This is a genomic window from Pseudomonas sp. AK106, assembly GCF_053903055.1.
The window spans coordinates 414,540-426,628 of sequence record NZ_CP096426.1; the positions used below are offsets into that span (position 1 = coordinate 414,540).

Sequence of the window (12,089 nt, forward strand, 5' to 3'; positions counted from 1 at the left end):
TTTTGTTGTGGTGTCCTGCGGGAAATCAGCGTTTTCAGAACAGCTTCAGCGGTTCCTCGTTCAGCGCGGACAACTGCTCGCGCAGCGCCAGCACTTGATCGCCCCAATAGCGTTCGGTGCCGAACCAGGAAAAGCTGTGGGGGAACGCCGGATCGTCCCAACGACGGGCCAACCAGGCGCTGTAATGCAACAGGCGCAGTGCGCGCAGCGGTTCGATAAGTGCCAGTTCACGGGGATCGAAATCGTGAAACTCGTTGTAGCCGTCCATCAATTCCGACAACTGACTGAGACAGTCCTGACGATCACCCGCGAGCATCATCCAGACGTCCTGCACCGCCGGGCCCATGCGGCAGTCGTCGAGATCGACGATGTGGAAGATGTCGTCGCGGGTCATCATGTTGCCGGGGTGGCAATCGCCGTGCATGCGGATGTTCTGATGGGGTGTGGCGGCGTATACGTCTTCCACGCGCTTGAGCAGATCTTTGGCAACGGACTCATAGGCCGGCAGCAGGCTGCGCGGAATCACGTTGTTGTCCAGCAGGTAGTTCAGCGAGTTGTGGCCGAAGTTCTGCACGCCAAGGGCTTCGCGGTGCTGGAACGGGCGCGTGGCGCCTACGGCATGGATGCGGCCCAGCAACTGGCCAAGACGGTAGAGCTGCTCGAGATTGCCGGGCTCTGGCGCGCGGCCGCCACGACGGGGGAAGAGGGTGAAACGGAAGCCGGCATGCTCGAACAGGGTCTGGCCGTTGTGCACGAGGGGCGCGACGACGGGAATTTCGACGTCGGCAAGTTCAGCGGTGAAGCTGTGTTCTTCGAGAATGGCGTCGTTGGTCCAGCGATCAGGCCGATAGAACTTGGCGATCAATGGCTGCTGTTCATCGATGCCAACCTGGTAGACGCGGTTTTCGTAGCTGTTGAGGGCGAGAATACGGGCGTCGGTGACAAAGCCGATGCTCTCGACGGCGTCCAGCACCAGGTCAGGTGTAAGTGTTGCGAACGGGTGGGCCATGCTAACTCCTGCGCGCAGCAGGCTGCCGCGTCGGGCCAGTCATGGTAACTCAGGCGTGTTACACCTGACACAGCGCGTTACGCCCGGTGCCTCTGATTCACTGGATTCCCCATCCCTCCGATTGCACCCTTTCCGGGATGGGGAAGCGCTCGCGTCAGGCGCCGATCACGCCGCCATCCTCACGCGTGATCACCATCACCGAGGATCTCGGCTTGCCATTCGGCAGGTGCTCGGGGAAGGTCGAGCCGCCGTTTTCGCCGGGGTGCTGAATGCCGACGAACAGCGCTTTCTGGTCGGGCGCGAAGCTGATGCCGGTCACTTCACACCCCACCGGCCCGACCATGAATCGACGGATCTCGCCGCTGGCGGGGTCAGCGCACAGCATCTGGTTATTGCCCATCCCCGCGAAGTCGCCCGCATTGGTGGAGTCGCCATCCGTCAGAATCCACAGCCGCCCGGCCATGTCGAAACCCAGGCCATCCGGGCTGTTGAACATGTTCTGCGGGTTGATGTTGCTTGATCCCCCTTGGGGCGTTCCTGCATGCACACCCGGGTTGCCAGCGACGACAAACAAGTCCCACGCAAACTCCATCGCTGCTGCGTCCGACCCTGTTTCCTGCCAGCGCAGAATCTGCCCGTACTGATTTTTCGCGCGGGGATTCGGCCCGCCCACTGGCTGCCCGTCATCGCCGCGCTTGATGTTGTTGGTCAGCGTGCAATAGACCTGGCCGTCCTTGGGACTGACGACGATCCACTCGGGCCGGTCCATGCGCGTCGCTTTCACCTGACTTGCCGCCAGGCGCGCATGAATCAGCACTTCGGCCTGATTGGCGAAACCACTGGCCGCATCAATACCGTTCTTGCCGTGGCTCAGCTCAATCCATTTGCCCTGGCCTTTCGGGTGGTCGGGGTTGCTGTCGCCCGCGTCGAACTGCGCCACGTACAGCGTGCCGTGGTCGAGGATGTCGCGATTGGCTTTCGGGTTCTTGTGATCGACTTTGTCGCGGCTGATGAATTTGTAGATGAACTCGCCGCGCTCATCGTCGCCCATGTACACCACGACGCGGCCGTCTTTGGTTTCGGTCAGCGCAGCGTTTTCATGCTTGAAGCGGCCCAGGGCGGTGCGTTTGACTGGCGTGGATTTCGGGTCGAACGGGTCGATCTCTACCACCCAGCCATGGCGATTGGGTTCGTTGGGGTTTTTGGCGACGTCGAAGCGCGGGTCGTGCAGGTGCCAGTTCACTTCCTTGCTGGCAGCCGTGACGCCATAGCGTTTGGTTGCGGCGTCGAAAATTTTTGCCGGATCGCTGCTGCCGAAACAGTCGGTGAAGTTCTCTTCGCACGTTAGGTAGGTGCCCCACGGCGTCTTGCCATTGGCGCAGTTCTGGAACGTCCCGAGTACGTTTTTGCCGGTCTTGTCGGCGGCGGTCTTCAACCACTCATGGCCGGCAGCCGGGCCGCTCAGGTGAATCGGCGTGTTGCCGTGGATGCGCCGGTTGTATTTGGAGCCTTGCACGAACGCCCACTGCTGACCTTCGCGCTTGACCTCAATCACCGAAACGCCTTCGCTGGCCTGAGCCTTGTGCACGTCTTCGGCAGACTGCGGGTCTTTGCCGTGATCGAAGAGGTAGCGGTAGTTGGTGTATTCGTTATTGATCGCCATCAGGGCGCGGCTGGCCGTCTCCGGCGTGTCGCCGGGAAAGGTGAACAGGCTCATGCCGTCATTGTTGTCGCCGAATTGCAGTTCCTGCATCTTCGCGGTGCCTTTGCCGCTGGGGTCAAACGCCGGGCCGTTGGTTTGCAGCGGCTGGCCCCAACTGATCAGGACCGAGGAGCGATAACCCGGCGGCAGACTGATGCTGTCGGCGGTGGAGGAGGGGATGCTGTCGAAGCCGAGCAGCGTGCCGTTGGCGGCGCTGACACTGGCGGCCATGGCGCTGCGGCTGAGCAGGTTGCCGCCCAGGAACATCGCCGCGCCGCACAGGGCGCCCGCGCTGATGAACCCGCGTCGGGTCAGGCCGACCATGTTTTCGAGGTCGGTGGATTGGTTATCTTTTAATAGCGTCATCACGGGCTCCCTGCGGTTTAGGGCAAAACCCTATGCAGTTCGGATGACGTTATTGTGTCGGTCAGATGACGAGTCGGGCTTCGGTGTTTCGTGCAAGCGGCGCTTACAGCGGCGTGCCGAGCAGAATATTGGAGGGCGCAAACTGAACCTTCACAGCGCCGCCGGCCTTGAGCTGCAAGGCATGCAGCCGGTCCGCGTCGACCACTGCGCAAAGGATCTGATGGCTGGGGAGGACGATTTTGACCTCGCTCGGGCCGTCATCGGCGGCGAGAATTTCCTCGATTTTACCGGTGAGGCAATTGTGTCCGATTGTTTCAGATTGGTCGGGCGTCAGTAGCTCCAGCCAGCCGGCCTTAATCAAGGCGAACACATCCGTGCCGATTTCGAGCCCCAATCGCAAGGTGCTGTCGTGGGTGATCTGCGCCTCGATCGACAAACCGCCCGCGAGCTGCAACATGATCATGTCGTTGCGGCCTTGGGAGCGGACGCCGCTGACCTGACCATGTAGCTGATTACGCGCGCTGGTGCGCAGCATCAAGCGGCTGAGCAAGGCGAGGTCATCGGATTCCTCCGACGTTTCCAGCAGTTGGGTCTGCAACGCTTGCAAGCGCTGATAAAGCCGCAGCACGCGCTCGCCTTCGGCGGACAATTTGGCGCCGCCACCCCCTCGACCGCCGACGCTGCGCTCGACCAGCGGTTTTTGCGCCAGATTGTTCAGCTCATCGATGGCGTCCCATGTCGCCTTGTAACTCAGCCCGGCGCTCTTCGCCGCGCGGGTAATCGAACCCTGCTCGGCAATGTGCTGCAACAGTGCGATGCGGTGAGGGCGACGAACCATGTGCTGGGTGAGGGACGGCGGTAGGGACATAGGAGTCGGATGCACTGAAAGTGATGACGCCGGAGTGTAAGCCAAAACGCCTCGCGCCCAAATGCTGCGAAGTTTTAACGTCTCGGCCGATCAGTCCCCAGGTTTTGGCGTTCTTGCCAGGCAATACACATCCACCGATTGGGCGCCGGCTTTGAGCAACAGTTCTGCCAGTGCGTTGGCCGTCGAGCCGGTGGTGAGTACGTCATCTATCAGCGCGAGGTGCTTGCCGCTGATCGCCGTGGCGTCCTTCAGTGCAAACGCGGACGCCAGATTGCGCTTTCTGGCTTTTGCATCCAGACCCTGCTGTGAAGGTGTTTCTTTCACCCGGCGGATCACGCGCTCTTCAACAGGCAGTCCCAGTCGAGCACCGAGCCAGTTCGCCAACATCGCTGCCTGATTGAAGCCGCGCTGACGCAGTCGTTTTTTGGCGAGTGGCACCGGGATAAGACAGTCGGGTCGGCGCAGGCCATCATTAAAGCGATGCTGCAGGGTCTCACCCAGCAGCTCCGCCAGCAGTCGCCCAAGTGGCCATTTCCCCTGATGCTTGAAACGCGTGACCAGCGCGTCGATCGGGAAGTCGTACAGCCACGGAGCGATGACTTCATTAAAGGCGGGAGGGTGGCGATTGCAGGCGCCGCAGGTGAGGCCGGACATCGGCATGGGCAGTGCGCAGCGATCGCACTGGTCAATCAGCCACGGGAGCTCGCGCTCACAGGGCACGCAGATCGGGGTGCTTGAATCAGTTGTTTCATCGCACAACAAACACGTCTGTACGTTTTTTAACCAGATGTAAACCTCGTGCCCGTTATATGGTTGACAGCGCATGTTGCTTCCTTAAATATGCCGAACATCCGTGTTGCGCCTGTGGGCTTTCCGGTTTTGCCGCTGGGCGAAGCCGCCCGGGTCATCGTCCAGAAAACATCAAGGAGCCGCCCATGAGCGCCAGCATCAATGCCAACCTGCGTCACGATTGGAATCTAGCCGAGGTCAAGGCGCTGTTCACACAGCCATTCAATGACCTGCTGTTTCAGGCGCAAACCGTGCACCGCGCTCACTTCGACGCCAACCGCGTGCAAGTCTCGACCCTGCTGTCGATCAAAACCGGCGCGTGCCCGGAAGACTGCAAGTACTGCCCGCAATCGGGCCACTACAACACCGGTCTGGAAAAAGAAAAGCTGATGCAGTTCCAGCAAGTGCTGGAAGAGGCCGCACGCGCCAAGGCCATTGGTTCGACCCGTTTCTGCATGGGCGCGGCGTGGAAACACCCGTCGGCCAAAGACATGCCCTACGTGCTGGAGATGGTCAAAGGCGTCAAGGCCATGGGCCTGGAAACCTGCATGACCCTCGGCAAGCTGGATCAGGACCAGACCCGGGCGCTGGCCGACGCTGGCCTCGATTACTACAACCACAACCTCGACACGTCGCCGGATTTCTACACCAGCATCATCACCACCCGCACCTACAGCGATCGTCTGCAGACCTTGGCGTACGTGCGTGATTCAGGGATGAAGATCTGCTCCGGCGGCATTCTGGGCATGGGCGAATCCCTGGACGACCGCGCCAATCTGCTGATCCAGCTCGCCAATCTGCCGGAGCATCCGGAGTCCGTGCCGATCAACATGCTGGTGAAAGTCGCCGGCACGCCGCTGGAAAACGCCGAGGATATCGATCCGTTCGATTTTATCCGCATGCTGGCCGTCGCACGCATCCTGATGCCGCAGTCCCACGTGCGCCTGTCCGCCGGCCGCGAAGCCATGAATGACCAGATGCAGGCCCTGGCGTTCTTCGCCGGCGCCAACTCGATCTTCTACGGCGACAAACTGCTGACCACCGCCAACCCGCAGTCCGACAAGGACATGCAGCTGTTCTCGCGTCTGGGCATTCAGCCTGAAGCGCGCGAAGAGCACTCGGACGAGGTCCATCAGGCAGCCATCGAACAAGCGCTGATCGAGCAGAAAAGCAGCGAGCTGTTTTACGACGCGGCTGTTTGATCCTTCATCAGTGGCTTGACCCGAGGCCTGCATGTCTTTTGATCTGAACGCACGTCTCGCTGCCCGTCGTGCCGAGCACCTTTATCGTCAGCGGCCCCTGCTGCAAAGCCCGCAGGGGCCTGAAGTGATTGTCGACGGCAAGCCGCTGCTGGCGTTCTGCAACAACGATTACATGGGGCTGGCGAGTCATCCTGAGGTCATCGCTGCCTGGCAAGCCGGCGCCGAGCGTTGGGGCGTCGGCGGTGGCGCTTCGCATTTGGTGATTGGCCACAGCACGCCCCATCACGCGCTCGAAGAAGCCCTCGCCGAGTTCACCGGACGGCCCCGCGCGCTGTTGTTTTCCAACGGCTACATGGCCAATCTCGGAACGGTCACCGCGTTGGTGGGGCAGGGCGACACGGTGCTGGAAGATCGTCTCAATCACGCTTCGTTGCTCGACGCCGGCCTGCTCAGCGGTGCGCGTTTTTCCCGCTACCTGCACAACAGTTGCGACAGCCTCGCCGGCCGGTTGGACAAGGCGGTCGGAGACACGCTGGTGGTCACCGACGGTGTGTTCAGCATGGACGGCGACGTCGCTGACCTGCCCGCGCTGGCCAAGGCGGCGAAAGCCAAAAACGCCTGGCTAATGGTCGACGATGCCCACGGCTTCGGCCCGCTGGGGGCGAACGGTGCAGGCATTGTCGAGCACTTCGGCCTCGGCATCGATGAGGTCCCTGTGCTGATCGGCACGCTGGGTAAATCCTTCGGCACGGCTGGCGCGTTCGTTGCGGGCAGCGAAGAGCTGATTGAAACGCTGATCCAGTTTGCCCGCCCCTACATCTACACCACCAGTCAGCCGCCGGCGCTGGCGTGCGCAACGCTGAAAAGCCTCGAACTGCTGCGCACCGAACACTGGCGGCGTGAGCACCTGGCGGCACTCATCAAACAGTTTCGCGCCGGCGCTCAAGCCCTCGGTCTGGAGCTGATGGACAGTTTCACGCCCATTCAGCCGATCCTGATTGGCGACAGCGGGCGCGCGTTGCGGCTGTCGCAGTTGCTGCGAGAACGGGGCGTGATGGTCACCGCCATTCGGCCACCAACGGTGCCTGCGGGCAGCGCGCGTCTACGCGTGACATTGTCCGCCGCCCACAGCGAAGCACAGGTGCAGCTATTGTTGCAGGCACTGGAGCAGTGTTATCCGCTGCTGGGCGTAGACGAATCTTCGGAGCTGGACCATGCGTGATCAGTTGATCCTGTTGCCGGGCTGGGGCCTCGGCGTCTCGCCCCTTGAACCGCTGGCTGCAGCGCTGCGAGGGCTCGACGAACATTTGCGAGTGGTGATCGAACCCTTGCCGGACATGGACACCGACAACCTCGATGACTGGCTCGACGAGCTGGATTCGACGTTGCCCGACAACGTCTGGCTGGGCGGTTGGTCGCTGGGCGGCATGCTGGCCACCGAACTGGCCGCGCGCAGGGGCGAGCGCTGCTGCGGATTGGCGACGTTCGCCAGCAACGCCTGCTTCGTGGCCCGCAGCGAGTGGCCCAACGCGATGCCGCAAACGGATTTCGATGCGTTCATTGCCGGTTGCAAAGCCGATCTGGACGCAACGCTCAAGCGCTTCAGTCTGCTGTGCGTGCAAGGGGCCGAGGAGCCGCGCGCGCTGTCGAGACAGCTCAAAGCCTGCGCGCCCCACGGCACCAGTGCCGGCTTGATCGAAGGCCTCAAGCTGCTGGAACAAATGGACACGCGCAGAGCGCTGCAAGGGTTTCGCGGCCCTCAATTGCACCTGTTCGGTGGCCTGGATGCGTTGGTGCCGGCAGAAGCGTCGGCGGACCTGCTGACCCTCCAGCCTGACATCGAAGTCGGCGTGATCGAGCAGGCCAGTCATGCCTTCATTCTGGAAAACCCGCACGGCGTCGCCGCTGCAGTTCATGCGTTTTTACACGAGTCCGGTGATGACTGATCTTTCCCACTGCGCGGTGCTGAAGGCCGTGAAACAGCAACAGGCATCCGGGCAGCAGGCGCTGCCGGACAAGCGTCAAGTGGCGGCGTCCTTCTCCAGGGCGGCGACCAGCTACGACAGCGTGGCCGATTTGCAGCGCGCCGTTGGTACTGAACTGATGACGCGACTGCCTGATCTGGCACCGTCCCGCTGGCTGGACCTGGGCAGCGGCACCGGTTGTTTCAGCCGCGCGCTGGCGCAGACGTTTCCGCACAGCGAAGGCATTGCGCTCGACCTTGCCGAAGGCATGCTGCGCTATGCACGGCCTTCAGGGGGTGCCGCGCATTATGTGGCAGGCGACGCGGAGAACGTGCCGCTGCGTGACGCGAGCGTCGATCTGATGTTCTCCAGCCTGGCAGTGCAATGGTGCCCGGATTTTTCTGCAGTGCTGAGCGAAGCGGGTCGGGTGCTGAAACCGGGCGGCGTGTTCGCTTTTGCCAGCCTCTGCGTCGGGACGCTGTTTGAGCTGCGCGACAGCTGGCAGGCGGTGGACGGCATGGTCCACGTCAATCGTTTCCGCGAGCGGGAAGAGTATCAACGCCTCTGCGCCGCCAGTGGTTTGAACGTGCGCAGCCTCGAAGTCCTGCCCCACGTGTTGCACTATCCCGACGTGCGCAGCCTGACCCACGAACTCAAAGCACTGGGCGCGCACAACATTAATCCGGGTCGTCCGGGAGGCCTGACTGGCCGTGCGCGAATTCAGGCTTTGATGGAGGCGTACGAAAGGTTTCGTCAGGAAAAAGGCCTGCCCGCCACGTATCAGGTGGTGTACGCCATCCTGACGAAACCCGGCATTGATTAAAGAATGATCATTTAGTCAGCGTTTTTCGCACGAACGCTATAGTAAGCAGGCACTGGTTTGAAATATCTGAACGGATGGTCGCCACGATGAGCGCTGCGTATTTCATCACGGGAACCGACACCGACGTCGGCAAGACCACCATCGCCACGGGGCTTTTGTACGCGGCGCGGCAGTCGGGGTTGAGCACGGCGGCGGGTAAGCCGGTGGCTTCCGGTTGCGATGTAAAACCCAAGGGGCTGCGTAACTCGGATGCCGTCGCCTTGCGCGCCGAATGTTCGATTCAACTGACTTACAACGAGGTCAATCCGGTGGCCTTCGAGCCGGCGATCGCACCCCATCTGGCCGCATGGGAAGCGGGAGTCGCCCTGACCGTGCAGTCCCTGCTCGGGCCGATGCAGCACATCCTCGCCAAGCAGGCTGATTTCACGCTGATCGAAGGCGCTGGCGGCTGGCGTGTTCCCTTGGCCGATCAAGCCAATCTGTCCGATCTGGCCATCGCGCTGAAGCTGCCGGTGATTCTCGTGGTGGGCGTGCGCCTGGGCTGTATCAGCCATGCGTTGCTGTCAGCCGAAGCGATCGCCAACGACGGTCTGCAACTGGCGGGCTGGGTGGCGAATATTATTGATCCCAAAACGTCACGGCTTGAGGAAAACCTCGCCACGCTGGCAGAGCGTCTGCCGGCGCCGTGCCTGGGCCGCGTGCCGTTCATGAAGAAGGCAACTGCGGAAATGATTGCCGAGCATCTGCATCTGGAACTGCTGGACTAGCGGGCGACGTGCCACTGAGTGTGAGGCCCGTCACAAGGCGCAATGCCACTAGTCGCTTTGCGAAGTAATCCAGGCGCTTTGCTGCTTTAATCGCTGTGTTCGCTATGAACAGAGGATCGTGCTCATGCAAATCTCACTGAACAACACGCTGTACCCGGGCCTCAGCGCCATGCAGGTCGGGCAGAACCGTGTCGATCAGGCTGCGACGCAACTGGCCAGCCCCGCGACCGAGGTGTCAGGGCGCAGTCAGTCTTCGGATTTCCAGCTTGAGCGTCTGCGCTCTGTCGATCGTCCGCAACGTTCCGACATGGCCACCAATGTGGTGGAACTGACCCAAGGCCGGATTCAAGTCCAGGCAGGCGTCAAAGTTGAAAAAGCCAGCGATGAAATGCTCGGCACGCTGATCGACACCTTCGCCTGATTCTCCTCGCTTCGTGCGCTGCGGCGCACGTTGCTGGATGCTACGCCTCTCCTGAATAACACCTCATTCACGTGCCCATTCTCCGGGCGCCTTCGCGTTTTTTATCACGACGTTTTCTAGACTCAACGCTGCGGTCTCAACCGCCTGGCGTCGCAACCGCGCGCCTGCGGTTTGCCCGCGTCAGGTGATGAAAGGTGCCGGGCGTCGCTTGACAAGGTATAGGCGTAAACGTATGTTTCAAACACCTGTTTGATCGCCGCGTGATCCCAAATGCCGGCGCCGGGGCAACGCCCCACAGTGACCACACGGTCATCCAATTCCAGGATTCACCAGCAGAGGTTTATCGCTATGCCTGACTACAAGGCCCCCTTGCGTGATATTCGCTTCGTCCGTGACGAGCTGCTCGGCTACGAAGCGCACTATCAGAGTCTGCCAGCATGCCAGGACGCCACGCCTGACATGGTTGACGCCATTCTCGAGGAAGGCGCCAAGTTTTGTGAGCAGGTCCTGGCCCCGCTGAACCGTGTGGGTGACACCGAAGGCTGTACCTGGAGCGAGTCCGGCGTAAAAACGCCGACCGGTTTCAAGGAAGCCTACAAACAGTTCGTCGAAGGCGGCTGGCCGAGCCTGGCCCACGACGTCGCTCATGGCGGTCAGGGTCTGCCCGAGTCGCTGGGTCTGGCGGTCAGTGAAATGGTCGGCGAAGCCAACTGGTCGTGGGGCATGTACCCAGGCCTGTCGCACGGTGCGATGAACACCATCTCCGAGCACGGCACCCCTGAGCAGCAAGACGCTTACCTGACCAAACTGGTTTCCGGCGAGTGGACCGGCACCATGTGCCTGACCGAACCTCACTGCGGTACCGACCTGGGCATGCTGCGCACCAAGGCCGAGCCTCAGGCTGACGGTTCGTACAAAGTATCCGGTACCAAGATCTTCATTTCCGCTGGCGAACACGACATGGCCGATAACATCGTCCACATCGTGCTGGCCCGCCTGCCCGATGCGCCTGCCGGCACCAAAGGCATTTCCCTGTTCATCGTGCCGAAGTTCGTGCCGGCCGCTGATGGCAGCGTCGGCGAGCGCAACGCAGTCAACTGCGGCTCGCTCGAACACAAGATGGGCATTCACGGCAACGCCACCTGCGTGATGAACTTCGACGGGGCAACCGGTTTCCTGATCGGCCCGCCGAACAAAGGCCTGAACTGCATGTTCACGTTCATGAACACCGCACGTCTGGGCACGGCGCTGCAAGGTCTGGCCCACGCCGAGATCGGTTTCCAGGGCGGCCTGAAATACGCCCGTGAGCGTCTGCAGATGCGTTCCCTGACTGGCCCGAAAGCGCCCGAGAAAGCCGCTGACCCGATCATCGTTCACCCGGACGTACGTCGCATGCTGCTGACCATGAAGGCCTTCGCCGAGGGGACTCGCGCGATGGTGTACTTCACCGCCAAGCAGGTCGACATCGCCAAGTACAGCGACGACGCCGAAGCCAAGAAGCAAGCTGACGGCCTGCTGGCCTTCATGACGCCGATCGCCAAGGCGTTCATGACCGAAGTCGGTTTTGAATCTGCCAACCACGGCGTGCAGGTCTACGGCGGCCACGGCTTCATCGCCGAGTGGGGCATGGAGCAGAACGTTCGCGACGCCCGTATTGCCATGCTGTACGAAGGCACCACGGGTATTCAGGCGCTCGACCTGCTGGGTCGTAAAGTGCTGATGACTCAGGGCGAGGCGCTCAAGGGCTTCACCAAGATCGTCCACAAGTTCTGCCAGTCGCAGGAAGGCAATGAAGCGATCAGCGAATTCGTGGCGCCGCTCGCTGCGCTGAATAAGGAGTGGGGTGAGCTGACCATGAAGGTCGGTATGGCGGCCATGAAAGACCGTGAAGAAGTCGGCGCCGCATCGGTGGACTACCTGATGTATTCCGGTTATGCCTGCCTGGCGTACTTCTGGGCTGACATGGCCCGTGTCGCAGCCGAGAAGCTGGCGGCCGGTACCAGCGAAGAAGCCTTCTACACCGCCAAGCTGCAGACCGCGCGCTTCTACTTCCAGCGCATCCTGCCGCGCACTCGCACTCACGTGGCAACCATGCTGTCGGGCGCGAGCAACCTGATGGACATGAACGAAGAACACTTCGGTCTGGCTTACTAAGTCAACCCAAGCGTTTCCCTCAAG

At 61.5% G+C, this 12,089-nt stretch carries 11 protein-coding genes; 7 read left to right on the top strand and 4 right to left on the bottom strand.

Annotation, left to right across the window (positions count from 1 at the left end; translation table 11 throughout):
• Nucleotides 1-34: 34 nt before the first annotated feature.
• The 4 genes from M1E04_RS01900 to M1E04_RS01915 form a co-directional block, all read right to left on the bottom strand.
• A complete protein-coding gene (locus tag M1E04_RS01900; protein WP_065991296.1) occupies nucleotides 35-1,009 on the bottom strand; it encodes a serine/threonine protein kinase in 975 nt (324 codons plus the stop codon).
• 154 nt (nucleotides 1,010-1,163) lie between these two features.
• Complete coding sequence (locus tag M1E04_RS01905; protein ID WP_456292315.1) at nucleotides 1,164-3,077, bottom strand: PhoX family protein; 1,914 nt, start codon at nucleotides 3,075-3,077, stop codon at nucleotides 1,164-1,166.
• Between the two features lie 103 nt (nucleotides 3,078-3,180).
• Nucleotides 3,181-3,945, bottom strand: coding sequence for a TOBE domain-containing protein (locus tag M1E04_RS01910; protein WP_065991298.1), 765 nt, complete (start codon nucleotides 3,943-3,945; stop codon nucleotides 3,181-3,183).
• Between the two features lie 90 nt (nucleotides 3,946-4,035).
• Nucleotides 4,036-4,770: a ComF family protein gene (locus M1E04_RS01915; RefSeq protein WP_296311310.1), complete on the bottom strand. Its 735-nt coding sequence runs from the start codon at nucleotides 4,768-4,770 to the stop codon at nucleotides 4,036-4,038.
• A gap of 110 nt (nucleotides 4,771-4,880) precedes the next feature.
• Here M1E04_RS01915 and bioB point away from each other — a divergent pair, with 110 nt between their 5' ends.
• The 7 genes from bioB (at nucleotide 4,881) to M1E04_RS01950 (ending at nucleotide 12,065) form a co-directional block, all read left to right on the top strand.
• Nucleotides 4,881-5,936 (top strand): biotin synthase BioB, encoded by a 1,056-nt coding sequence (gene bioB / locus M1E04_RS01920; protein ID WP_456292316.1) that lies wholly within the window; start codon nucleotides 4,881-4,883, stop codon nucleotides 5,934-5,936.
• A gap of 31 nt (nucleotides 5,937-5,967) precedes the next feature.
• Nucleotides 5,968-7,158: an 8-amino-7-oxononanoate synthase gene (gene bioF / locus M1E04_RS01925; RefSeq protein ID WP_192134933.1), complete on the top strand. Its 1,191-nt coding sequence runs from the start codon at nucleotides 5,968-5,970 to the stop codon at nucleotides 7,156-7,158.
• Nucleotides 7,151-7,882, top strand: a complete 732-nt coding sequence (locus M1E04_RS01930; protein ID WP_456292317.1) for an alpha/beta fold hydrolase — start codon at nucleotides 7,151-7,153, stop codon at nucleotides 7,880-7,882. Before bioF ends, M1E04_RS01930 begins: the two co-directional genes overlap by 8 nt.
• Nucleotides 7,875-8,723, top strand: coding sequence for a malonyl-ACP O-methyltransferase BioC (bioC, locus tag M1E04_RS01935; RefSeq protein ID WP_296311317.1), 849 nt, complete (start codon nucleotides 7,875-7,877; stop codon nucleotides 8,721-8,723). The genes M1E04_RS01930 and bioC overlap by 8 nt, the downstream gene beginning before the upstream one ends.
• Before the next feature lie 86 nt (nucleotides 8,724-8,809).
• Nucleotides 8,810-9,490, top strand: a complete 681-nt coding sequence (gene bioD, locus M1E04_RS01940) for a dethiobiotin synthase (RefSeq protein ID WP_456292318.1) — start codon at nucleotides 8,810-8,812, stop codon at nucleotides 9,488-9,490.
• Nucleotides 9,491-9,614: 124 nt separating this feature from the next.
• Nucleotides 9,615-9,911: a pyrroloquinoline quinone biosynthesis protein PqqE gene (locus M1E04_RS01945; RefSeq protein WP_065991303.1), complete on the top strand. Its 297-nt coding sequence runs from the start codon at nucleotides 9,615-9,617 to the stop codon at nucleotides 9,909-9,911.
• Nucleotides 9,912-10,259: 348 nt separating this feature from the next.
• Entirely contained in the window at nucleotides 10,260-12,065 is a 1,806-nt protein-coding gene (locus M1E04_RS01950) for a phenylacyl-CoA dehydrogenase (protein ID WP_456292319.1), read from the top strand.
• The last annotated feature ends 24 nt before the right edge of the window (nucleotides 12,066-12,089 follow it).

Bases quoted from the DNA above. Each gene is read 5' to 3' on its own strand.
- M1E04_RS01900 (WP_065991296.1), bottom strand. From the start codon at position 1,009: ATGGCCCACCCGTTCGCAACACTTACACCTGACCTGGTGCTGGACGCC.
- bioB (WP_456292316.1), top strand. From the start codon at position 4,881: ATGAGCGCCAGCATCAATGCCAACCTGCGTCACGATTGGAATCTAGCC.
- bioC (WP_296311317.1), top strand. From the start codon at position 7,875: ATGACTGATCTTTCCCACTGCGCGGTGCTGAAGGCCGTGAAACAGCAA.
- bioD (WP_456292318.1), top strand. From the start codon at position 8,810: ATGAGCGCTGCGTATTTCATCACGGGAACCGACACCGACGTCGGCAAG.
- M1E04_RS01945 (WP_065991303.1), top strand. From the start codon at position 9,615: ATGCAAATCTCACTGAACAACACGCTGTACCCGGGCCTCAGCGCCATG.
- M1E04_RS01910 (WP_065991298.1), bottom strand. From the start codon at position 3,945: ATGTCCCTACCGCCGTCCCTCACCCAGCACATGGTTCGTCGCCCTCAC.
- M1E04_RS01905 (WP_456292315.1), bottom strand. From the start codon at position 3,077: ATGACGCTATTAAAAGATAACCAATCCACCGACCTCGAAAACATGGTC.
- bioF (WP_192134933.1), top strand. From the start codon at position 5,968: ATGTCTTTTGATCTGAACGCACGTCTCGCTGCCCGTCGTGCCGAGCAC.
- M1E04_RS01915 (WP_296311310.1), bottom strand. From the start codon at position 4,770: ATGCGCTGTCAACCATATAACGGGCACGAGGTTTACATCTGGTTAAAA.
- M1E04_RS01950 (WP_456292319.1), top strand. From the start codon at position 10,260: ATGCCTGACTACAAGGCCCCCTTGCGTGATATTCGCTTCGTCCGTGAC.
- M1E04_RS01930 (WP_456292317.1), top strand. From the start codon at position 7,151: ATGCGTGATCAGTTGATCCTGTTGCCGGGCTGGGGCCTCGGCGTCTCG.